Origin of the sequence: Azospirillum endophyticum (assembly GCF_016595245.1) — a bacterium.
In the GTDB taxonomy this organism is placed as follows: Bacteria; Pseudomonadota; Alphaproteobacteria; order Azospirillales; family Azospirillaceae; genus Azospirillum; species Azospirillum endophyticum.
Map to the genome: position 1 here is coordinate 1 of NZ_JAENHM010000035.1, position 21,841 is coordinate 21,841.

The following is a 21,841-nucleotide window of genomic DNA, read 5'->3' on the forward strand; positions in this document are numbered from 1 at the left end:
AGCGTTTTCCTCACCCCGAGGCAACCTGCCGCACGTCCACAGAGATATGTTGATACGTTAGGCGAAGTGGGGAGAGTACGGACAGTTGGTTTGACGGAAGCACACCATTCAAATCTTGTGCCTTCAAAAGAGGGCTGTGTTCATGGATGGAATAGAACCTCTGATGCAGGAATTTTACACCACTTGGAATTGTTTGATTTTGAATTTCTACAGGAGTTTTACTAGAATTACAGTTGCAGCTTTTGCCTGATGTGAGCGTCCTTTGTGACAGTTTGGTGGCATCGTCTCCATACAGACCATGCGATCACGCAGGCAGGTTCGATGTGGCGCTGGGCCAGACGGTTGGCGACACGCCGGATCTCCTGCATCGACCATCGGACCATGGCGGGGTTTCTTTGCGCATCGTTTTTTGGGGGCGGAGACCGTCTCCGCCCTGTGGCGGATCACGGCGAGCAAGGCAAAGGCGAGCATGACCAGCGAGATGTGGCGGTGCCAGCTCCGGGGCTCGTGATGGTCCAACCCAAGTTCATTCTTCGCCGTCTCGAAGGCATCCTCGATCGCCCAGCGCCGTCCTTCGACCCGGGCCGGCACCGGATCAGCAGGCACCGAGTCCAGATACCCAAACCGGGCGGCGCTCCGAGCTCCTCGGGATCGAGGTCGGCCAACTCCAGGTAGGCCCAATCGAACAGGCGCGGCCCCTTGGTGCCTTCGCCGGCCGGGAGGCGGAGCCAGCCGCCCTCCGGCAAGCTGTTCGCGGTCGTCTCGGCCGTGCCCGCCACCACACGTGTTTGTCCCAGGAATTGAATTGGGCTGTGTTCGCAACGACGAGCACGTAGCCCTTGGCGGTGCGACAATCCGGCGGAACGAGAAAGGGCCGCCCGGTAGGGGGCGGCCCTTCCTGTTTCATTCGCTATAGCGGTCGTGAGAGGCCCGCCGGATTTCCTGCATGGTCAACTCCCCATGCCAACGCCGCGGATTACCGCACATCCAGCAGCTACAGACTGCCAAGTTGTCAGCGAGTTGCTGGGGTACGTCCTGATCGGGATAGAGCCGCCTCGCGCGTGCCACCATACGCGCCCGATCCTGCCGACGGCGGGCGCGCGTCATGTCCTTGAACATCATGCCTCTCAAGCACAACGCCCCGGTGCGCCCTGCCCAACGGCGGGCAGCGCTGCCGGGGCTATGTTGGCTTGATCGGCGGGTGGTGTGAGTGGAGAGGCATGGAGTTATCCTAATCCGTCGTGGCTCAGCGGCCCATCGCCTTTTCCAGGTCGTCGAGCGTCACCATCAGCGTGAGAGGAACGACGGGCGACGGCGTGAAGCCGTGCCTTTGGTAGAACGCCTTGGCCGTGTCGTCCTTGGCGTGAACCAGCATGGCGCGTGTCCCAGCCAGTTCCGCCGCCTTCAGCGCCTTGCGCACCGCGTCCCGCAGCAGGGCCGAACCGAGGCCCTTGCCGGACCAGTGCCGGTCCACCGCCAGCCGCCCCAGGACCACGACCGGCACCGGGTCCGGCATGTTCCGCCGGACCTTTCCGGTGGCTTGTTCATGGAATATGGCGCCCATAGCAAGGCAGTAATAGGCAATGACGGTGTTCCCCTGGCAGACCACGAACACACGCGATCCGCCGGAGACGTGGCTCTTTAGCGCCCGTTTCCGAAGCCAGTCATTCAGGACCGGAACACCGGAATCGAACCGGCCCAGATCGTGGGCTTCGGTCAAGGGAGTCGGGCCGGTGATGGTGGCTTCAGGCCCAGGCGGCGTCACTTCTCCCACGGGGCTTTCCCGGCCATCAGGGCGCGGAGCCGGTCGATGTCGCCGACGGGTTCGTCCAGCATCTCCAGAAACCGCTTGTGGCTGGCGTCGTCCAGGTAGAATACCCGCTGGTCCAGCAGGGCGTCCTCAGCCGCGTGGAAGGCGGCCTCGATGACGAACTCGGTGCGAGTCTTGCCAGCCAGCTTGGCGGCGCGGTCGATCACATCGCGCTTGTTCGGCGGCACCCGCATGTTGATCGTGACGGATTGCGCGTCCGTATCTTGGTTTCTCAGCATTCGCCCGGCCTCCAGGCAAGGGAGCCGCTGGTGATCGCGGCCCGGTGTGTTGACACTGCGTATATGGCGTTCGTGTGGACAGTGTCAACACGGTGTGGACTCGCAGGGGCTGGAACGCAGCATTATCAATGCATTACCGGAAAACGTGCGTTCATGTTGTCGATGATGCACTCGTAGCGGCGGCAGGAGGTTCGAAGACATGATGATCGTTCAAGTCGGCAAAATCGATTGGTTAAGGGTTTGAAAAGGATTCCCCTGCAGTCGTTGACGCCATGCACCGCCCAAGGTGTCACTGACCGAAACCCCGCCGGAGAAATCCGTTGCGGGGCTTCGTCGTTTCTGAATCTTCGCCACGATGGACACTCTGTCGCTGCCCGACGTTGACGATACGCTCGCCCGCATCGCCATCCTGTCGCCGGCCGCCCAGATCACGGCTTTACTGGTGATCGGCGGTGTGATGGGCCTTTGGATTTGGTCCCGACATCCACTGCCCGGCCCCGATGCCGCCACGGTGGTGGAGGCCCTGCGGGTCACCGCCCAGGCGTAGGCGGAGACATCGGCCAGCATGACGGCCATCGTCCAGCAGAACGAACGGATCGCCGAGGATGTGAAGACCGTGGTGTCGGAGGTGCGTAGCTTGACGCAGCTCGTGATCAAGAGCTTGAAGCAGACGGCCCAATCATGGACCGCAAGCCCCTTTCCCATGTGGGCGCGTTCGGGCGGGCTAGGACTTCTGCGGGTTCGAGCGGACACAGCATAACAGGCGTAAAAGCCTAAGTGGCTTCGCCTCCAATGTCCAACCCATTGATTTTAAAAGAGGGAGAATGGTGCCCAGGGACGGAGTCGAACCGCCGACACGGGGATTTTCAGTCCCCTGCTCTACCAACTGAGCTACCTGGGCATCCGGCGCCGCTTGGTGGGTGACCGTTTCGGTCGGTGCGGCGCGTCGTGTGGGGCGCTTTTTAGAGAGGTTCGGACGGGCTGTCCAGAGGAAAATTCAAAAAAATTCAGCCCCCTCTCACAGCCCGTCGTCGGGGTCGGATCCGCCCGGATTGCCTGGGCTTTCCGGGCCTTCGATGCGGTAGACGCCGCCCAGCCAGCGCGACAGGTCGATGTCGGCGCAGCGCTTGGAACAGAAGGGGCGGGTGGCCGGTTCGGTCGGCCGGCCGCAGATCGGGCAGTCGGATGCCGCCTTGGCGCCGGCATGGGCCGCGGCATGGGTTTGCGGGCGCTGCGGGGCGCCGGGGGATTGGGGATCGGACAAGGAAAATCCTCCGTACGGACTGTAGGCGGTCAGGGCCGCAGCAGGGCTGCCAGCGGCGTGCCGCGGCGGGCGCGGGTCAGTTCGACCAAGCCCAGTTTGGACATGCCGTAAACTTGGGTCTGGACCGGGTCGCTTTCCACCGCCTGCGACAGGGCGGCCAGCACGCGCTCGGCGTCGCCGCGGCTGCGCATGTTGACGAAATCCACCACCACGATGCCGCCGACGTTGCGCAGGCGAAGCTGGCGGGCGATCTCCGCCGCGGCGTCGAGGTTGACCTCCAGCGGGTTGCCGCGCTCGCCGGCATTGACGTCGACCACCGTCAGCGCCTCCGTCCGCTCGATCACCAGCGAGCCGCCGAGCGGCAGCGGCACCCGGACGTCGAGAAGCTCGGCGATGGCGCCGTCGAGGTCGCGCAGGTCGAACAGGCGCTGCGACTCCCTGTGGGCGCCCAGCCGCGGCAGCAGGTCGGGGGCGTGGCGGCCGCACCAGTCGCGCAAGCCCGACAGCAGCAGCCCGTCGCCGATTCTGATCCCGCCGGCCGGGGCCGGGTCGTCGACCAGGATGGCGGCGGGGACGGCGGCGCCCTGTTCGATCAGGGCGCGGGTCGGGGCATCGGGGCCGGGATGCAGCAGGCGCGGGGCGGCGCCGGCGCGGGCGTCGTCGCGGATGGCGCGCCATTGCAGGTGCAGCGCCTCCGACTCGGCGGCCAGCAGCTCGTCGGGCATCCGGGCCGCCCCGGCGCGTAGGATCCAGCCGGCGCCGGTGACGAGCTGTTCGATGCGCTGGGCCAGCGCGGCGCGCTCCGGGCCGGAGCCGAGGCGCTTCGACACCGCGATGTCGCGGCCGAGCGGGGCATGCACCAGGAAACGGCCGGGCAGGGTGATGTCCATCGTCAGCGACGGACCCTTGGACCCGGTGGCGTCGGCCTTCACCTGCACCAGGACCGGCTGGCCGGTGCGCAGCAGGGCGCCGATCGGCGCCGGCTTGGCGCCCGGCCGGTTGGAATGGGAATGAGGGCGGGAATGGGGGGCGTCGTCGTCGAGGACGGGGCGGCGCACGTCGGCGGCCGGCAGCAGGCCCGAGAGGCCGCCACTCAGGCCGTCACCAAGATCGACGAAGGCGCCGTTCAGGCCGGTGGCGATCCGCTCCACCCGGCCGAGGATGACGGCGCCCAGCAGCGACGGGCGGTCGGCGTGGTCGATGTGCAGGTCGGTCAGGCGGCCGTCGGCCAGCACCGCCGCCCGCGTCAGCGGACCGTCGCGGTCGACCAGCAGCTCGAGCCTGCTCATGGAGCGGAGGGGGAAGGGGGAGCGGGAGGGAAGCCGGCGCCGTGCAGCATGCCGGCGACCTCGTGCAGGGAAAGCCCGACGACGTTGCTGTAGGAGCCGCCGATCCAGCGCACCAGCGCCCCCGCCCGGCCCTGGATGGCATAGCCGCCGGCCTTGCCCTGCCATTCGCCGGACGCGATGTAGGCGTCGGTTTCCGACCGGTCGAGCACCTTGAAGGTGACGTCGGTGCGGACCAACCGGTCGATCCTGCGGTGGCCGCCCCCCTCCTGCTCCGTGCCGGGGACCAGCAGGACGATGCCGCCAATCACCCGGTGACGCCGGCCGGACAGCAGGGACAGGCAGCGCCGCGCCTCCTCCTCCCGTTCGGCCTTGGGCAGGATGCGGCGGCCGCAGGCGACCACGGTGTCGGCGGCGAGAATCCACGAGTCGGGATGGCGCGCGGCGACGCACGACGCCTTCTCCGCCGCCAGACGCAGGGCGTGCTGGGGCGGGAGTTCGTCGCGCAGCGGCGTTTCGTCGAGATCGGCCGGATCGACCGCGTCGGGCACGATGCCGATCTGGCGCAGCAGGTCGAGCCGGCGGGGCGAGGCCGAAGCCAGCACCAGCCGGGGCGCCTTGGGCGGGGTCGTCACGGGGAACCGCGATGCAGCAAGGATGCTACTTGAACCGGAAGGTGATGCGGCCCTTGGTCAGGTCGTACGGCGTCATTTCCACATTGACGCGGTCGCCCGCCAGGACACGAATCCGGTTCTTACGCATCTTGCCGGAGGTGTGCGCCAGAACCTCGTGATCGTTGTCGAGCTTCACCCGGAACATCGCGTTCGGAAGCAATTCGACGACGGTCCCGGAAAACTCGATCAGATCTTCCTTTGCCATAGGCCCTTATGTCCGTCCTAATAGTTTCGCGGCAATAACTGACCTTCCAAGGCCGCCGGGTCAAGGGGGATTCCCACCGCCGATGCGTTCGGCCGCAGCGGTCCGCGCGGGGCAGCCCCGCGTTGTGTGGCGAAAATGCCGGCCGGACCTCCCACTGGCCTTGCCGCGTCAGACCGACTGATAGGGGTTGAGCGGCGATGTACCGCCTTCTTCCAGGCGGCGCGGCTGGTCCATCGCCCTGCCGATCGCCGCGAACATCTCGCGCTGGTCGATCTCCATGCGGCGGGTCAGGCGGCCCACCGTTTCCGCCGCGGTCAGGGCGCGGCCGCTGGACCGGTCGTGGAAAAGATTGTGATTGGCCGCCGCGGCGCTGGGCAACAGGTCGGCGGCGACGGCGCCCGGCGTCGATTCGGCGGCACGAATCAGCTTCGCCGCGCCGCCCGACCCCAGAACATAGGCCATGCGGCTTTCCGATTCGCTGGCGCCGCGGCCCAGCCGCTTCTCCAGCGCCTCGCGCCCTTCGGCCAGATAGCGGGCGGCCATGCCGGCCGACAGGTCGACGTCATGGCGCAGTTCCAGGATCTGGCGGCGGACCGCCGGGTCCATGACGCTCGACACGCCGTTGCGGACCTGGATCTGCGAGGCGAGATCCCCCTGGCCATAGGCGGCGCCATGGCGGCGGAACAGGTCGAGCCAGGTCGATTCCAGGAACTGGAACGGGCCGGCGGCAGAGCTGCGGCTGTTCTTGGCGGCGCTGTCCAGCCCGCTTTCCTGGGTGGCCTGGGCCAGGATGGCGGTGAAGCTGTGGCCCGACAGGCCGGCGACCTGCTGCGAGGCGACCAGCACCCGCGTCGCGGTCGGATCGTCGGAGGTCACCGCCTTCACCGCCTCCGCCACCTTTTTCGAGCTTGGGACAGGGGCTTGCGCCATACCTTGCGTTACGGCCGGCGCCGCCGGCTTCAGCCCGGGCAGCGGCGCGCGGGGCGGGGCGGCCTCCGCCAGCAGGACCGGCGTCTCCGGCGTGGCGGGTGGCTTGGCGGCGGGCAACGGCACGGTGGTGCCGTCGGCCAGCCGGATCGGGGTGACCGGCTTGGCGGCGGGCAGGGGAACCTGGGTGCCGTCGGCGAGCAGGATCGGAGCCGGCGGCTTCGCGGCCGGCAGGGGCGGCGCCTTCTGGCCGTTGGCCATCTGGCTGTTGGCGGGCCGGCCGACCGGCACGGTGCCGGAGCCCGTCCGGTCGGTCCGGACCAGCGTGTCGCGGAAGGAAGATTCGCCGTTGCCGCCATCGGCCAGCGACGGGGAAGCATCGGGCTTGCGCTCCGGAACGGGGGCGAGAGGGGGCTGCGCAACCTTCATGGCACACACTTCGCTGCGGACCGGCCGAGCCTGCCGGGAGAAAGGCCCGCCCGTCCACGCATCACGGGCGTGAGCGTCGCCGGGAGGGTGCGGGCACTATAGCACCGACTCGTCAGCTGTGCGCGATCAACTGCGGACGCGCCCCACCATCCCTGCCGTCTTCCGGGGGTGCGGCGGGAGCCCAGCGGCCGATGGCGGCCAGCAGCTTGGCCTTGTCCAGCGGCTTGGCCAGATGGGCGTTCATGCCGGCCTGCAGGCAGCGTTCGACCTCGACCTGCATCACGCCGGCCGACAGGGCCAGGATCGGGATGCGGCCCACCGGGCCGGGCAGGGCGCGGATGCGGCGGGTGGCCTCCAGCCCGTCCATCACCGGCATCTGCACGTCCATCAGCACGAGGTCGTAGACATGTTCCTGCACCGCCGCCAGTGCGGCGGCACCGTCCTCCACCGCATCGACATGGTGGCCGGCCTTGGTCAGCATGGTCACCGCCAGGTCGCGGTTCATCGCCAGATCCTCCGCCAGCAGGAGGCGCACACCGGCGCTGCGCGGCTCGCCGGCGGACAGGCCGCCGCCGTCGGCCTGGACCGCGGCGCTGCCGGCGGGCAGCAGCGGCAGCGAGAACCAGAAGGTGCTGCCGCCGGCTTGGCTTTCCATGCCGATCTCGCCGCCCATCAGCTCCACCAGCCGGCGGCAGATCGCCAATCCCAGCCCGGTGCCGCCGCGCCCGCGTTCCAGCTGGGTGAAGCGCTGGAACAGGTCGCGCTGCCGGTCGGGGGCGATGCCGATCCCGGTGTCGGTGACGGTGAAGGTGCAGATGCGGCGCCCCCCCGGCTTGGCGCCAGCCCTGGCGCCCTCCTCCTCGACCGCCTTCACCGTCAGCCGGACCGAGCCGCGGTCGGTGAATTTCACCGCATTGCTCAGCAGATTCAGCAGGATCTGGCGCAGCCGGTCGGGGTCGCCCATGACGAAGCCGCGGGCGGTGGCGGAGATGCTGGTCTGGATCTCCAGCCCCTTCTGCTCCGCGGCCAGACGGACGATGGCGACGCAGCGGTCGGCCAGATCGTCCAGCCGGAACGGCACGCTGACCAGATCGAGCCGCCCGGCCTCCAGCTTCGACAGGTCGAGCACGTCGTTGATGACCGTCAGCAGCGAGCGTCCGGCATCGCGCACCTGCGAGGCGTAGCGGCGCTGCTCGGCGGTCAGCGGGGTCTCCAGCAGCATCTCCGCGAACCCGATCACGCCGTTCATCGGCGTGCGGATCTCGTGGCTCATGGTGGCGAGGAATTCCTCCTTGGCGCGGCTGCCGGCCCGCGCCTCCTCCATGGCGGAGCGCAGCTCCTGCTCGCGCTGCTTCAGGCGGCGCGACATGTTGTTGAAGGCGTGGGAGACGACGCGGAACTCGTGCGGGGCGCGGTCCGCCTCGATCATCGTGCCGCCGCCGCCGTCGCCGATCCGCGTCGCCGCGCTGCCCAGCTCCCAGACCCAGCGCAGGACGGAGGCGCGCAGCAGCACCCACAGCGCGGTGACGCTGACCAGCGCGGCGATGGCCAGCAGGCCCAGGCTCTGCCACAGGTCGCGCCGGGCCTCCGCGATGATAGGGCCGGTCGGCATGCCGACCGCGAAGACGGTGTCGGTCTCGTCGGAATGGCGGAAGGCCCACAGCCGGTCGCGGCCATCGGCGCTTTCGGCATCCAGCGTGCCGTCCTTCTCCGTCAGCATCCGCCGGACATGCGGCATCTGGCCGATATTGCGGTTCAGCCAGCCTTCCGGGTCGGGCTGGCGGGCGACGATCACGCCATGGTGGTCCAGCACCATCACCCGGGCGTCCGGCTGCTTCAACACCTTCACCAGGTCGGTCAGCCAGGTCAGGTCCACCGCCACGCCCATCACGCGGACGATCCGGCCATCCTCGATGATCGGGCTGGCGACGATGAGCAGCGGCTTCAGCGAGCGCTTGCCGATGATGAACTCGCTGACCACCCAGCTCCTGGTGTCCAGCACGCGCTGGAAATACTCGCGCTCCTTGAGCGAGATGCCGGCGCCGGGGCCGGTGGTGTCGCAGATGATGTTGCCGTCGGCGTCGGCCAGCCAGACGCCGGTGGTCCAGCGGTGCTGGCGCGGCATCGGCGCCAGGGTGGCGACGCAGGCGTCGGTGTCGGTCGGCGTGGCGTTGCGGATCGCCGGCACCAGCGACAGCACGCCCAGAAGGTTGCGCGCCTCGCCGATCAGGTCCTGCTGGCGCTGCACCCCGTCGTCCGCCAGATGCAGGGCCAGTTCACGGGCGGCGCCGATATGGTCGTCGAGCTGCTGGTCGGCAAGGTAGAGCGCGCCCACCAGCGGCAGCGCCAGCGAGGCCAGCACCACCCCCATCAGGCGCGCGCGCAGGCTGCGCGGGCTGAAGGCGCGGAGCAGGCGGGACATCGGACCGGCGGGCATGGATGGAGGGCTCTCCGCGGGGTGTTCGTCGGCGTTTCCGAACCTAGAGCGGCACGCGATGCGTTGCGATGACACACCTCAATAGCATTTGCCGGGACGCGCTGTGAACAGGCGCGGCGCGATAAGTTGCAGAATGCCAAATTTATTACCGACCATCCCGTGTGGCGTCGCTCCCGCCCACCGGGGCATTTGACGTCCGTCAAGGCCGGCGGCGCTTGCGTCCGGGATGGTTCCGGCATCGCACCGACCAGCCGTCAGGACCCTCCCGATGCACAGCCAAGGCGCCCACAGGATCACTCCGGCACGGCCGGCCGCAAGATCGACAGGCATGGGATCGACAGGCAGGGGATCGGCCGGCCGGGCTCCGGGCATCGTTTCCCGCATCGGTCCGGGCGTCTTGCGACAGCGGGTGCGCCGGTTCGTTCTGCTGCTGCACCTGACGCTGGGGCTGGCCGTGGGCGCGCTGCTGGCCCTGACGGCGCTCACCGGCAGCCTGCTGGTCTTCTATGTGGAGATCGACCGCATGCTGACGCCGGAACTGGTGGTGCCGGCCGGGCAAGGGGCCGGCCCGGAAGCCGTGCAGAGCGGTCCGGTGCCGTTGGAGCGGGTCGTGCAGGCGCTGCGCGACGCCCATCCGGCCCGCGGCGGCGGCTGGCGGCTGGAGCTTCCCCAGGGGGCGGGCCATCCGATCATGGCCCGCTACATGAAGCCGCAGGAGACGGCGGACAAGGCCTTCGCCCCCCTGATGGTCGCGGTGAACCCGTACAACGGCGAGGTGCTGTCCTCGCGCTTTTGGGGCCGGACGGCGATGACCTGGATCTACGACCTGCATTACCTGCTGCTGGCCGGCGACGGCGGCCGGACGGTGCTGACGCTGGGCGGGATCGGCAGCCTGCTGATCCTCGCCAGCGGGGTCTATCTGTGGTGGCCGGCGGCCGGGAAATGGGGCCGGGCGCTGCGGCCCCGCCTGCGCTCCGGCTTCGTCCGGCAGGTGTTCGACGTCCATGTGCTGGCCGGGGTCTACGGCCTCGTCGTCCTGCTGCCCCTGATCGTCACGGGGGTCGTCATGGAGCAGCCGGACTGGGTGAAGCCGGTGGTGGAGCTGCTGTCGCCGATGACCGCGCCGCCCGACCTCGCCGCGGCCCGGGACGGGGCGGTGGTCGGGGCCGACGCCGCCCTGGCCGCGGCGCTGGCCCGCTTTCCGCAGGCCGAACCGCGCTGGGTCGAGGTGCCGGGCAAGGCCGGCGGCGCCTATCACATCCGCTTGTTCCAGGCCGGCGAACCCGGCTGGCGCTTTCCCAAGACCAGCGTCTGGGTGAATGGCGGCGACGGTACGATCCTGGACCTGCGCGATCCCGCCCGCTGGACTGCCGGAGACGCCTTCTTCGGCTGGCAGCATCCGTTGCACAACGGCGAGTGCTTCGGCCTGTGCTGCCGCATCCTGGTGGCGGCGGCCGGCCTGCTGCCGGTTCTGCTGCTGGCCACCGGCGCGCTGCGCTGGCGCCAGAAGAAGCGGACGCGGCCGGTGCGCGCCGCAGCATGACACCCGCAGCGAGCGAGGATGGCCGCCGGGATCAGACCGTCGGCCCGCGCGTCAGCGGGAAGCGCTGCTTCAGCTTGGCCAACAGGCCGTCACGGACCTGGCGGTAGGCCTCCAGCATGGCGTCGCGGCTGCCGTCGACCAGGGTCGGGTCGAAGGTATTCCAGAACTCCACGTCGCAGGCCATGGTGCGGGTCATCTCGATGGCGCGGTGCTGCGCCTCCGGCGACAGCGAGACGATCAGGTCGAAGTTGGTGTCTTCCAGATCCTCGAAGGTGCGGCAGCGGTGCTTGGACAGGTCGATGCCGATCTCCTCCATCACCGCGACGGCGAAGGGATCGACCTCGTCGCCGTCGCGGACGCCGACCGAATCCACGTAGACGCGGGCGCCGTGGTAATGGCGCATCATCGCCGCCGCCATCGGCGAACGGATCATGTTGTAGGTGCAGGCGAACAGGACGCTCGTCACCGGCAGGGGGGTGAGGACGGGGGTCGCCGCCATGGCCATGCGCCGCCCGTGCCGTCAGTTGCGGATGTGCAGGACGCAGATCAGCGTGAACAGCCGGCGCGCGGTCTGCAGGTCCATCTCCACCTTGCCGGCCAACCGTTCGCGCAGCATCTCGGACCCCTCGTTGTGCAGGCCGCGGCGGCCCATGTCGATGGCCTCGATCTGCGAGGGCGTCGACCGCTTGATGGCGGCGTAATAGCTCTCGCAGATCAGGAAGTAATCGCGGACGATCGAGCGGAAACCGGTGATCGGCAGCATCAGCCGGTCGAGTTCGCTGCTGTCCTCCCGCCGGATGTCGAAGACCAGCCGGTTGTCCTCGATCGACAGGTGCAGGTGGTACGGCCCGTCCTCCGCGAAGTCGCAGGGGCAGAACTCGTTGTCCTCCAGCAGGTCGAAGATGGCGACGGCGCGCTCATGCTCGACCTCCGGCTTGTGGCGGACGACACTCCGCTCGTCGAGCGTCACATGGGTGATGCGCCGCTTGCCCTTTGCCGTCGTCACGCCCCGCCTCCCCCCGCAATTCCAGTCTTTGCGACCTTCAGTCTTTGTAACCCGGCAGCCGCTGGGCGACGGAGCGCGCATGCGCCTCCAGCCCCTCGGCCATCGCCAGCGTCACCGCCGCCGGGCCGATGGCCCGCAGGCTGTCGGCGTCGCAGGCGACGAAGGTCGTCCGCTTCATGAAGTCCAGCACGTTGAGGCCGGAGGAGAAGCGGGCGCTGCGCGCCGTCGGCAGCACATGGTTGGGGCCGGCGACGTAATCGCCGATCGCCTCCGGCGTGTAGCGGCCGAGGAAGATGGCGCCGGCATTGCGGATCCGTGCCGCCAGCGCGTCCGGATCCTCCACCGCCAGTTCCAGATGCTCCGGCGCCAGCCGGTCGACCAGGGCAGGGGCGTCCGCGGTCAGGTCGCCGACCAGCACGATGGCGCCATGCTCCCGCCAGCTTTCGCCAGCGATGGCCGTGCGCGGCAACGTCTCCAGATGCTTGTCCACCGCCGTGGCCACCGCGTCGGCGAAGGCGGCATCGTCGGTGATCAGGATCGACTGGGCCGAGGTGTCGTGCTCCGCCTGCGACAGCAGGTCCATGGCGATCCAGGCCGGGTCGTTGCGGCCGTCGGCCACCACCAGGATCTCCGACGGGCCGGCGATGCTGTCGATGCCGACGAGGCCGTAGACCTGCCGCTTGGCGGCGGCGACGAAGGCGTTGCCGGGGCCGACGATCTTGTCGACCGGCCGGATCGTCGCCGTGCCGTGGGCCAGCGCCGCGACCGCCTGGGCGCCGCCGATGCGGTAGATCTCGTCGATGCCGCAGCGCTTGGCGGCGGCCAGCACCAGCGGGTTGATCGACCCGTCCGGCGTCGGCACCACCATGACGACGCGCTCGACGCCCGCCACCTTGGCCGGCAGGGCGTTCATCAGCACCGAGGACGGGTAGGAGGCGGTGCCGCCCGGCACATAGAGGCCGACGGCGCCGACCGCCGTCCAGCGGGCGCCCAGCCGCACGCCGGCGGCGTCGCGGTAGTCGGTGACCTCCGGGATCTGGCGGCGGTGGAAGTCCTCGATCCGCGCGGCGGCGAGGTCCAACGCCTCCAGCGTCTCCGCCGAGCATTTGGCCGTCGCGGCATCGATCTCCTCGCGGCCGATCCGCAGGGTCCCGGGCGTCAGGGTCAGGCGGTCCCAGCGGGCGGTGTAGTCGATCAGGGCGTCGTCGCCGCGCGTGCGCACCTGATCGATGACCCCGGCGACCAGCGTCTGGACATCCTCGCTGGCTTCGCGCTTGGCGTGCAGCAGAGCCTCGAACCCGGCGGCGAAGCCCGCGTCGCGAATATCAAGCCTGACGGGCATTCACCGCCTCCCGGAACTTGTCGATCCACTGAGAAATCTCGGCCGTCCGCGTCTTGAAGGCGGCGCGGTTGACGATCAGGCGCGAGGTGACGTCGGCGATATGCTCCACCTCCACCAGCCCGTTGGCCTGCAGGGTCGAGCCGGTGGAGACCAGATCGACGATGCGGCGGCACAGGCCCAGAGTCGGCGCCAGCTCCATCGCGCCGTTCAGCTTGACGCATTCGGCCTGGACGCCGCGGGCGGCGAAGTGGCGCTTGGTCACCTCCGGGTATTTGGTGGCGACGCGGACATGGCTCCAGCGCGACGGATCGTCGCCCTCCATCATCTCGGCCGGTTCGGCGACCGACAGGCGGCAGGCGCCGATGCCGAGGTCGAGCGGCGCGTAGATCTCGGGATAGTCGAACTCCATCAGCACGTCGTTGCCCGCCACGCCGAGATGGGCGGCGCCGAAGGCGACGAAGGTCGCCACGTCGAAGGAGCGGACGCGGATGATGCTGAGGTTCGGCACGTTGGTGGCGAAGCGCAGGAGCCGGCTCCTGTCGTCGTCGAAGGCCGGCTCCGGATGGATGCCGGCATGGGACAGCAGCGGGCGCAGCTCCTTCAGGATGCGGCCCTTGGGCAGGGCCAGCACGAGCTGGTCGTCGACAGGAACCTCGGCGGCCGGCAAGCCCAGGGCGCTGGTATCGGCGGACAAAACACTCTCCTCGCATCGCTCGCCGGGACGCTGTGCATGCCCCGGATGAACCATCGAGGCGATTGATAGCACATTCCGCGCGCCCGTCACCTGTCGCTGTCGCGCCGGGCAGATTCTACGAGATGATTTTGCTCAATGAGGAATTCCACACAAGCGGCAAAAATGCGTTTGACCAAACTCCATCGAAAGAGTAGATAAAACCCATGGACGCCCCGCCGGGGCATCCCGCGGCAATTTGACTTCTGCAGCTTGCGCCGCGTCACCAAACGCTAAAGCGCCACGATACCGGTCGTGGACCTCTTCAAGAAGGAGAGACCGGAATGACCTCGCGAGTTTCCGCTCCCCCCTCCGTGCTTCGGACCGCTTTCCCGGCCTGCATGATGCGTCCGGGCCTGTGTTGCCGCTGAGTTCGCGGCTCCAAGACACAGCGCCCACCCCGCTCATCCGCCAGTCCTGAACGCACCCGCGCCGCCGCCCCGCATCGTCGAGGGCTTGCCGCGCCGAGGGGAGTAGCTTGCCATGTCCCACGCCAACGCCTACGCCATCGAAGTCCAGGGCCGCTCCGCCGGCATCGTCGTCGCCGAGCGCGGCGGCTTCACCTTCTTCGTGTCCGATTGGGCTTTCCGCGATCTCGACCGCCGCGTCTTCCGCAATGTCGGACAGGCCCAGCGCGCCGCCCACCAGCATTACAGCCGGCTGCCCGACACCCGCCGCCGCTGACGCCCCATCAAGAAACCCTGCTGCCCAAAAAAGCCGCTGCCAGGAAACCCGAGGAAAGCCCCCATGAAGCGCATCCTGATGTCGGTGGCCGTCGCCGCCGGCCTGCTCGCCTCCGCCGCCTCCGCATATGCCGCCCCGCTGAAGCTGGGCGTGTCGGCCGGTCCCTATGGCGAGATCCTGGAATTCACCGCCAAGCTGGCCGCCAAGGAGGGCATCGAAGCGCAGGTGATCGAGTTCACCGACTGGAACATGCCGAACGCCGCGCTCCAGGCCGGCGACATCGACGCCAACAACTTCCAGCACCAGCCCTTCCTGGACAACCAGGTGAAGCAGCGCGGCTACGACATCGTTTCCGTCGCCAAGAGCGTCGTGGTGCCGATGGGCGTCTACAGCGGCAAGGTCAAGGCGCTGGCCGACCTGAAGCCGGGCGCTTCGGTGTCGATCCCCAACGACCCGACCAACGGCGCCCGCGCCCTGTTCCTGCTGGCCAAGGCCGGGGTGATCGGCCTGAAGGAGGGCGCCGGCCTGAACACCACCATCGCCGACGTCGTCAATCCGAAGGGCATCAAGCTGGTGGAACTGGACGCCGCCCAGCTTCCGCGCTCGCTCGACGACGTGGATGCGTCGGTCATCACCCTCAACTATGCCGTGCTGGCCGGGCTGGAGCCGAAGAAGGCGCTGGTGCTGGAGGACGACCAGTCGAAATGGAACCTGGTCTGGGCGGTCCGCAAGGACCGCATGGAAGACCCGACGATCAAGCGCTTCATTGCGCTGTATCGTTCGCCCGAAGTGCGGCAGTTTGTCGAAACGCGCTTCAACGGTTCCATCATTCCGACCTGGTGAGGGGGCTGGGGGGACGCTGGACGTCCCCTTTTGCCGAATAAAAGATGATAACGCTAACAAACATTCGTAAGACCTATGCCGCGCGTGGCGGCGGGGATCCGGTCCACGCGCTGGCGGACATCGACCTGTCCATCGGACGCGGCGAAGTCTTCGGGATCATCGGCCGCTCCGGTGCCGGCAAGTCCACCCTGCTGCGCACGGTCAACCTGCTGGAAAGCCCGACCGCGGGCAGCGTCAAGGTGGACGGGGTGGAGATGACCGCCCTGTCGGCGGCGGAGCTGCGCAAGGCCCGCCATTCCATCGGCATGATCTTCCAGCACTTCAACCTGCTGTCCTCGCGCACCGTCTTCGACAATGTGGCGCTGCCGCTGGAACTGGCTGGCATGGCGAAGGCGGAGATCGGCCGGACGGTGGAGCCGCTGCTCGACCTCGTCGGGCTGGCCGACAAGCGCGACCGCTATCCGGCGGAACTGTCGGGCGGGCAGAAGCAGCGCGTCGGCATCGCCCGCGCGCTGGCCAGCAAGCCGAAGGTGCTGCTGTCGGACGAGGCGACCTCGGCGCTCGACCCGGAGACGACGACCCAGATCCTGCATCTGCTGGCCGACATCAACCGGCGGCTCGGCCTGACCATCGTCCTGATCACCCACGAGATCGCGGTGATCAAGGAGATCTGCCACAAGGTGGCGGTGATGGAGAACGGCCGGGTGATCGAACAGGGGCCGGTCTTCGACATCTTCGCCCATCCGAAGCACCCGACCACCCGTAGCTTCGTCGATCCCGTCATCAACCGCGGCATTCCCGACAGCCTGCGCGACCGGTTGTCGCACCAGCCGGGGCCGGGCAGCAACCCGGTGCTGCGCATCACCTTCACCGGCGCGAAGGCGACCACCCCGGTCATCAGCGCCATCAGCCGCCGTCTGGACCTGGACCTGAACATCTGGCACGGCCAGATCGACGAGATCCAGGGCGCGCCCTTCGGCACGCTGGTGGTGGAGGCGCTGGGCGATCCGGCCAGGGTCGACGCCGCCATCGCGCTGGTCAAAGAGAACAATCTGGGCGTCGAGGTGTTGGGCCATGCTCTCCCCGCAAATCATTGACCTGCTGATCAAGGGGCTGCTCGACACGCTGCACATGGTGGCGGTGTCGGGCGCCATCGGGACGCTGATCGGGCTGCCGATCGGCGTGCTGCTGGCCGTCACCGGCCGGGGCGAGCTGCTGCAGAACTTCGCCTTCAACAAGGCGATGGGGGCGGTGGTCAACATGACCCGCTCCACCCCCTTCATCATCCTGGTGGTGGCGATCATCCCCTTCACCCGGCTGATCGCCGGCACCTCGATCGGCACCAACGCCGCCATCGTGCCGCTGACCGTCGCCGCCGCCCCCTTCATCGCCCGCGTCGTCGAAAACGCGGTGCGCGAGGTCGACCGCGGGCTGGTCGAGGCGGCGCAGGCGATGGGCGCCACGCCGTTCCAGATCATCCGCAAGGTTCTGCTGCCGGAAGCCCTGCCGGGCATCGTCGCCGGCCTGACCCTGTCGGCGGTCAGCCTCGTCGGCTATTCCGCCATGGTGGGTGCTGTCGGCGGCGGGGGCTTGGGCGATCTCGGCATCCGCTACGGCTACCAGCGCTTCCTGCCCGACGTGATGCTGGCGGTGGTGATCGTGCTGATCGTGCTGGTGCAGATCGTCCAGTCGACGGGCGACCTGATCGCCCGCCGCGTCAACAAACGCAATCTGAAATCCTGACCCCGAAATCCTGACCCCAAAAATCCGAGGAGTGTTCGAGATGCTGCGCTTCCGTTCGCTGGCTTCACTGCTGGCCGGCGCCGCCACGATGGCCGTCGCTTTCGCGGCCTCTGCCGAGACGATCAAGGTCGGCGTCACCGCCGGTCCGCATGCCCAGATCCTGGAAGCGGTGAAGCCCGTCGCCGCCAAGGACGGGCTCGACATCCAGATCCTGGAATTCACCGACTACGTCATCCCGAACCAGGCGCTGGCCGGCGGCGACCTGGACGCCAACAGCTTCCAGCACCAGCCCTATCTGGACAATCAGGTGAAGGATCGCGGCTTCGATCTGGTCAGCGTCGGCAAGACGGTGGTCTATCCGATCGGCATCTATTCCAAGAAGGTCAAGAGCCTGGAGGAGCTGCCATCCGGGGCCAAGTTCGCCATCCCCAACGACCCGACCAACGGCGGCCGCGTCCTGCTGCTGCTGCAGGCCAAGGGCCTGATCAAGCTGAAGGACGGCGGCAATTTGAAGGCCTCGCCGATCGACATCGTCGAGAACCCGAAGAAGCTGGAGATCGTCGAGCTGGACGCCGCCCAGCTGCCGCGCTCGCTCGACGACGTGACCGCCGCCGCCATCAACACCAACTTCGCGCTGGAGGCCGGCATCGACCCGGTCAAGGACGCCATCGCGCGGGAAGCGGCGGACAGCCCCTATGCCAACGTCATCGTCGTCCGCAAGGCCGACAAGGACAAGCCCTGGGTCGCCAAGCTGGTGAAGGCCTACAACAGCCCCGAGGTGAAGGAGTTCATCCTCACCAAGTTCAAGAACGCCGTCGTTCCCGCGTTCTGAGGCTGTCGAGAGCACGTCCGGCGGCGCCCAGCGCGTCGCCGAGCGTCTCGCCCGGCCGCGGGCTGAACAGCCGCATCGACGGATACCAGGGCCGGCAGCCGGTGCCGAGCGCCGTCCAGTCCCCCGCCGGCCCGATCCGCCAGACCGGCACTCCCAGCGCACCGGCCATCTCCGCCACCGACGTTCCGGCGGAGACCACCAGATCCAGCGCCGCGGTCAGTGCGGCGGCACCGTCGAGGTCGTTCTTCAAGTCGAGCGGCGGGCGGTGGATGGCGATGCCCAAGCGCCGTTCGGCGTCGGCGAGTTCGCCTTCGCAATCGTCATATTGAAGGTTGATCAGACGCAGGCCCGGCAGGGTGAGGATCGGCGCCCAGCCGGTCAGCGCGGCGTAGTTGGCGTCGCGCGACGCGCTGCGCAGGCTGCTGCGCCAGCAGAAGCCTATATTAAATGCGGAGTTGGACCCCCACCTATCCTCCCCCGCTGGGCGGAGGAGGGACTGCCGCCACTCTCCCGAAAAAGCACTCGATCCCCCTCCCTCGCCCAGCGGGCGAGGGAGGGGGTGGGGGCAAGTGTCTCCGGATAGGCGAGCCAACCACCCCCGCCACCGCTCCACCGCCGCGTCGTCCGCCCACAGCCATCCCTCCCGCGTCGGAAAGCCGCCCAACGCCCAGCCCAGCCGCGACGGCAGTGACCCCGCCGGGACGTGGCAATCCGCATCGACCGGATCCTCCGTCGCCGCGCGGACCGTCGCCTTTGGGAAGGACCGCGCGAACAGGTCCACCAGCCGCGGCTCGCACTCTATGATGACCCGCCCGGCGCGCGCGATCAGGTCGGCGTAGCAGGCGCTGAACATCAGCTCGTCCCCCACCCCCTGTTCCCGCCAGACCAGCACCGTCTTTCCGGTCAGGTCGCCGCCGTCCCAGGCCGGGATGCGGAACCGGCGGTCGGGCAACGCCCGCCCGGCGGCGAAGCGCGCCTCCAGCCCGGTCCATCCGGCGGAAAGATCACCGCGCGCCAGCGCCGCATAGCCGCGGTTGAAGGCGGCGAGCGTCAGGGTCGGGTCGTCCGCCACCGCCTGCCGATAGGCCGCATCGGCCTCGGCCGGCCGGCCGGCGGCGTGCAGGGCGTTGCCTTGGTTGTAGCGCCACGCGGCCCGCCCGGGCTCCAGCGCCAGCGCCCGGCTCCAGCCCTTCAGCGCAGCGTCGAGCCGGCCCTGCCGCTGCCGCAGGTCGGCCAGCCCGGCCCAGCCGGCCCCGGTTCCGGGGGCGAACAGGATCACCCGCCACCATGCCAGCCCGGCGGCTGCGTCACCGGCCCGTTCCAGTGCCAAGGCGAGATTGCCGAGCGTGGCGAGATCGCCCGGACGGCCCAGGATCGCCGAGCGCAGATGCCCGACCGCCTCGGCCGGCCGGTCGAGCGCCAGGGCCGCCAGTCCCAGATTGCCGATCGCCGCCGCGTCGCCGGGCCTCAGGCGCAGGGCGCGGCCCGCCGCAAGCTCCGCTTCGACCGCGTGGGTGGAGTCGCGCAGGGCCTCGGCCGACAGGGCGGTCCAGGCCTCCGCCAGGGTAGGGTCGAGGGCGAGCGCCCGCCGGAAGAACGGCAGGCCCTCGCCGCCCATGGCCTGCCGTGCCAGCCCGGCGTTGGTCCACAGCCCGGGGTGGAAAGGAGCGAAGGCCAGTGCCGTGCCGGTCGCCTCCGCCGCTTCGGCCGCCGCGCCGCGCGACAGGCGCAGGGCGCCGAGATTGCCGAGCGCCTCCACGTCATCGGGGGCGAGGGACGCGGCGGCCTGCCAGTCGGCCTCGGCCTCGGCCAGTTCGCCCATCTCCTGGCGGACGAGTGCGCGGCGCTTGTGGCGGTCGGCGGTCGCCTCCACCGCAATGGCGCGGGTCAGCAGGGTGGCGGCGATGTCGGGACGGCCGGCCCGATGGCCGAGCAGCGCATAGCCCTCCAGCGCCGCCGGCACCTCGCCGCCCCGGTCCAGGATGCGCTGATAGGCCTTTTCCGCCTCCGGCCATCGTCCGGATTCCTGCAGCGCGCGCGCCTCGGTCAGCCACTCTTCCAGAGGCGGGGTGGGCAGAGGCAGGGCGGGCATAGGCGGGGCAGGAACCAGCCGGCGGAGGTCTGCGGCCATGCGGGTCAGCACGCCGGGCAAGCGCTCGCCCGGCCTCGCATTCCACAGCCGCATCGACGGGAACCAGGGCCGCACCCCGCTGCCCAGCGCCGTCCAGTCGCCGGACGGGCCGAAGCGCCAGACCGGCACCCCCAGCGCGCCGGCCATCTCGCCGACCGAACTTGCCACCGTCACCACGAGATCGAGGCTGGCGATCAGCGCCGCCACGCCTTCCAGGTCGTCCCTCAGGTCGGTGTCCGGCCAGCGGTGGATGGGCAGGCCGAGCTTCGCTTCGACCGCGGCGATCTCCGCCTCCCTCCCGTCATATTGCAGGGTGACCGGGATCAGGCCGGGCAGGGTCAGCAGCGGCGCCCAGTCGGCCAGTTCGGTGTAGGAGGCCTTGCGCTCGCCCAGCACATTCTGGCTGCCCCAGCAGATGCCGACCAGCAGGCCCGGCCCCAGGGCCGTCAGCCGCTTCCGCCAGTCCGCCAGCCGCGCCGGATCGGGCGCCAGCCAGGATGGGCGGGCGGGGAAGTCGGCCAGCGCCGGCCGCAGCAGCCGGGGCAGCGATCCCATCGGCAGATGGGCGTCCGCGTCGGTCGGACCGGCCGTCTGCCCCCGGACCGTGATGCCGGGCAGGGCACGGCCGACCAGCCCGGTCAGGCGGGAATCGACTTCGACGACCATCCGCTCCGGCCCCAGCCGCGCCGCGAGGTCGGGCAGGGCGGTGCCGAACATCAACTCGTCGCCCAGCCCCTGCTCGCGCCAGACCAGGACGCGCCGGCCAAGCCCGCCGTCCCAGGCCGGCAGGGCGAAGTTGCGGCCGGCCGACACGCGGCGGGAGGCGAAGCGCGCCTCGTACCCGTCCCATCCCTCGCACAGCCGGCCCCGGCCCAGCAGCCGCAGGGCAAGGTTCCAGCGGGCAAGCGCAAAGCCGGGAGCGTGGACCAGCGCCTGCCCGTACAGTGCCTCCGCCTCGTCGCCGCGGCCCTGCGCCTCGCGCAGCAGGGCGAGGTTCACCATCGTCTCGGCATCGCCGGAGGCGAGGCGCAGGGCCTCCAGATGCGCCGCCTCGGCCTCGGCGATGCGGCCGGTCTCCTTCAGCACGACGCCGAGATTGGTCAGGGCGGTGGCATGGCCGGGGTCGAGCCGCAGGGCATGGCGCAACGCCGTCTCCGCCTCGCCATACGCGTCCCGCGCCCGCAGCAGCGTGCCGAGATTGGCCCAGGCCTCCGCATAGCCGGCATCCAGATCCAGCGCGCGCCGGTAATGGACGGCGGCCTCCGCCAGCCGGTCCCGCTCCTGCAGGATACTGCCCAGGCTGTTGTGCGCCTCCGGATAGGCCTCGCGCAGGGCGAGCGCCCGGCGGTATTCCGCCTCCGCCTCGTCCAGCCTACCCAGCGCATGGAGGGCGAGGCCGAGGTTGGCGTGCTGCTCCGCCATGCCGGGGCGCCGGGCGACGGCCCGGCCGATCAGCCGGACGGCCTCGTCGTCGAGGCCGCGCTGGTGGTGCAGCACGCCCAGCAGATGCAGCGCGTCGGCATGCCCGCCGTCGGCCGCCAGCAGGGCGCGATAGCTGCGCTCCGCCTTTTCCAGGTCACCGGCGCGATGGTGGGCCAAGGCCTCGCGCAGGAGGGCGGCCAGTCGGGCGGGTGCTGCGGAGGGCGGCATGGGGCGGGAGCCGGATCGAAAAAGACGTGCCGTTTCGATAGCATGAGTCGGGCGGACGACAGGACT

General features: G+C 69.4%; 22 protein-coding genes, 1 tRNA gene and 1 pseudogene. 9 read left to right on the plus strand and 15 right to left on the minus strand.

The features are described from left to right. Positions 1–225, plus strand: a 225-nt coding sequence (locus JHL17_RS36815; RefSeq protein ID WP_211113408.1) for a hypothetical protein, incomplete at its 5' end; no start/stop codon positions are given. 180 nt (positions 226–405) lie between these two features. Here the strand turns inward: JHL17_RS36815 and JHL17_RS37015 are convergent. From JHL17_RS37015 to JHL17_RS11820, 3 genes and pseudogenes are all read right to left on the minus strand, one after another. Then, positions 406–850, minus strand: a pseudogene (locus tag JHL17_RS37015) (IS701 family transposase); the annotation flags it as partial. 396 nt (positions 851–1,246) lie between these two features. Next, positions 1,247–1,720, minus strand: a complete 474-nt coding sequence (locus JHL17_RS11815; RefSeq protein WP_211113395.1) for a GNAT family N-acetyltransferase — start codon at positions 1,718–1,720, stop codon at positions 1,247–1,249. A gap of 41 nt (positions 1,721–1,761) precedes the next feature. After that, positions 1,762–2,049, minus strand: coding sequence for a type II toxin-antitoxin system TacA family antitoxin (locus JHL17_RS11820; protein WP_200193305.1), 288 nt, complete (start codon positions 2,047–2,049; stop codon positions 1,762–1,764). Positions 2,050–2,404: 355 nt separating this feature from the next. Between JHL17_RS11820 and JHL17_RS11825 the strand changes: the two genes are divergently transcribed. Together JHL17_RS11825 and JHL17_RS11830 are read left to right on the plus strand one after the other, a co-directional pair. Further along, a complete protein-coding gene (locus JHL17_RS11825; protein WP_200193307.1) occupies positions 2,405–2,596 on the plus strand; it encodes a hypothetical protein in 192 nt (63 codons plus the stop codon). A gap of 18 nt (positions 2,597–2,614) precedes the next feature. Then, positions 2,615–2,809 carry a hypothetical protein gene (locus tag JHL17_RS11830; protein WP_200193309.1) on the plus strand — a complete coding sequence of 65 codons (195 nt, stop codon included), beginning with the start codon at positions 2,615–2,617 and terminating at the stop codon, positions 2,807–2,809. 65 nt (positions 2,810–2,874) lie between these two features. Here JHL17_RS11830 and JHL17_RS11835 read toward each other — a convergent pair. The 7 genes from JHL17_RS11835 to JHL17_RS11865 form a co-directional block, all read right to left on the minus strand. Next, a tRNA-Phe gene (locus tag JHL17_RS11835) sits at positions 2,875–2,950 on the minus strand. Between the two features lie 117 nt (positions 2,951–3,067). Then, positions 3,068–3,313: a DNA gyrase inhibitor YacG gene (locus JHL17_RS11840; protein ID WP_200193311.1), complete on the minus strand. Its 246-nt coding sequence runs from the start codon at positions 3,311–3,313 to the stop codon at positions 3,068–3,070. A gap of 29 nt (positions 3,314–3,342) precedes the next feature. Then, positions 3,343–4,602 carry a ribonuclease E/G gene (locus tag JHL17_RS11845; protein ID WP_200193313.1) on the minus strand — a complete coding sequence of 420 codons (1,260 nt, stop codon included), beginning with the start codon at positions 4,600–4,602 and terminating at the stop codon, positions 3,343–3,345. Beyond that, on the minus strand, positions 4,599–5,234 hold the full coding sequence (locus JHL17_RS11850) for a Maf family nucleotide pyrophosphatase (protein WP_200193315.1): 636 nt from the start codon (positions 5,232–5,234) through the stop codon (positions 4,599–4,601). Before JHL17_RS11850 ends, JHL17_RS11845 begins: the two co-directional genes overlap by 4 nt. Positions 5,235–5,259: 25 nt before the next feature. Beyond that, positions 5,260–5,478, minus strand: coding sequence for a translation initiation factor IF-1 (gene infA / locus JHL17_RS11855; RefSeq protein ID WP_012977999.1), 219 nt, complete (start codon positions 5,476–5,478; stop codon positions 5,260–5,262). Between the two features lie 168 nt (positions 5,479–5,646). Further along, entirely contained in the window at positions 5,647–6,834 is a 1,188-nt protein-coding gene (locus tag JHL17_RS11860; RefSeq protein ID WP_200193317.1) for a lysozyme family protein, read from the minus strand. 112 nt (positions 6,835–6,946) lie between these two features. After that, complete coding sequence (locus tag JHL17_RS11865; protein ID WP_247893484.1) at positions 6,947–9,271, minus strand: hybrid sensor histidine kinase/response regulator; 2,325 nt, start codon at positions 9,269–9,271, stop codon at positions 6,947–6,949. Between the two features lie 328 nt (positions 9,272–9,599). Here JHL17_RS11865 and JHL17_RS11870 point away from each other — a divergent pair, with 328 nt between their 5' ends. Beyond that, positions 9,600–10,814, plus strand: coding sequence for a PepSY-associated TM helix domain-containing protein (locus tag JHL17_RS11870; RefSeq protein ID WP_200193320.1), 1,215 nt, complete (start codon positions 9,600–9,602; stop codon positions 10,812–10,814). 31 nt (positions 10,815–10,845) lie between these two features. On the opposite strand, the gene JHL17_RS11875 is transcribed toward JHL17_RS11870, so the two are convergent. From JHL17_RS11875 to hisG, 4 genes are read right to left on the minus strand one after another with little or no spacing between them, the layout of a single operon-like run. Next, on the minus strand, positions 10,846–11,319 hold the full coding sequence (locus JHL17_RS11875) for an arsenate-mycothiol transferase ArsC (RefSeq protein WP_200193322.1): 474 nt from the start codon (positions 11,317–11,319) through the stop codon (positions 10,846–10,848). Positions 11,320–11,334: 15 nt separating this feature from the next. Beyond that, positions 11,335–11,820 carry a UPF0262 family protein gene (locus JHL17_RS11880; RefSeq protein ID WP_200193324.1) on the minus strand — a complete coding sequence of 162 codons (486 nt, stop codon included), beginning with the start codon at positions 11,818–11,820 and terminating at the stop codon, positions 11,335–11,337. A gap of 37 nt (positions 11,821–11,857) precedes the next feature. Beyond that, positions 11,858–13,162: a histidinol dehydrogenase gene (hisD, locus tag JHL17_RS11885; protein WP_200193326.1), complete on the minus strand. Its 1,305-nt coding sequence runs from the start codon at positions 13,160–13,162 to the stop codon at positions 11,858–11,860. Then, entirely contained in the window at positions 13,146–13,856 is a 711-nt protein-coding gene (gene hisG, locus JHL17_RS11890; RefSeq protein WP_425599602.1) for an ATP phosphoribosyltransferase, read from the minus strand. Before hisG ends, hisD begins: the two co-directional genes overlap by 17 nt. A 519-nt stretch (positions 13,857–14,375) precedes the next feature. Between hisG and JHL17_RS11895 the strand changes: the two genes are divergently transcribed. The 5 genes from JHL17_RS11895 to JHL17_RS11915 all read left to right on the plus strand — a co-directional run bounded on the left by JHL17_RS11895 (position 14,376) and on the right by JHL17_RS11915 (position 17,994). After that, positions 14,376–14,576 carry a hypothetical protein gene (locus JHL17_RS11895; RefSeq protein ID WP_045583820.1) on the plus strand — a complete coding sequence of 67 codons (201 nt, stop codon included), beginning with the start codon at positions 14,376–14,378 and terminating at the stop codon, positions 14,574–14,576. 63 nt (positions 14,577–14,639) lie between these two features. Further along, the gene (locus tag JHL17_RS11900) at positions 14,640–15,419 is read left to right on the plus strand and encodes a MetQ/NlpA family ABC transporter substrate-binding protein (protein ID WP_200193328.1); all 780 of its coding nucleotides are present in this window, start codon (positions 14,640–14,642) and stop codon (positions 15,417–15,419) included. Positions 15,420–15,463: 44 nt separating this feature from the next. Further along, positions 15,464–16,516 carry a methionine ABC transporter ATP-binding protein gene (locus tag JHL17_RS11905; RefSeq protein ID WP_200193330.1) on the plus strand — a complete coding sequence of 351 codons (1,053 nt, stop codon included), beginning with the start codon at positions 15,464–15,466 and terminating at the stop codon, positions 16,514–16,516. Then, complete coding sequence (locus JHL17_RS11910) at positions 16,494–17,162, plus strand: methionine ABC transporter permease (protein WP_200193332.1); 669 nt, start codon at positions 16,494–16,496, stop codon at positions 17,160–17,162. Before JHL17_RS11905 ends, JHL17_RS11910 begins: the two co-directional genes overlap by 23 nt. A 40-nt stretch (positions 17,163–17,202) precedes the next feature. Continuing rightward, complete coding sequence (locus tag JHL17_RS11915) at positions 17,203–17,994, plus strand: MetQ/NlpA family ABC transporter substrate-binding protein (RefSeq protein ID WP_200193334.1); 792 nt, start codon at positions 17,203–17,205, stop codon at positions 17,992–17,994. On the opposite strand, the gene JHL17_RS11920 is transcribed toward JHL17_RS11915, so the two are convergent. Continuing rightward, positions 17,966–21,775 (minus strand): tetratricopeptide repeat protein, encoded by a 3,810-nt coding sequence (locus JHL17_RS11920; protein ID WP_200193336.1) that lies wholly within the window; start codon positions 21,773–21,775, stop codon positions 17,966–17,968. The genes JHL17_RS11915 and JHL17_RS11920 overlap by 29 nt on opposite strands. Positions 21,776–21,841 lie beyond the last annotated feature (66 nt).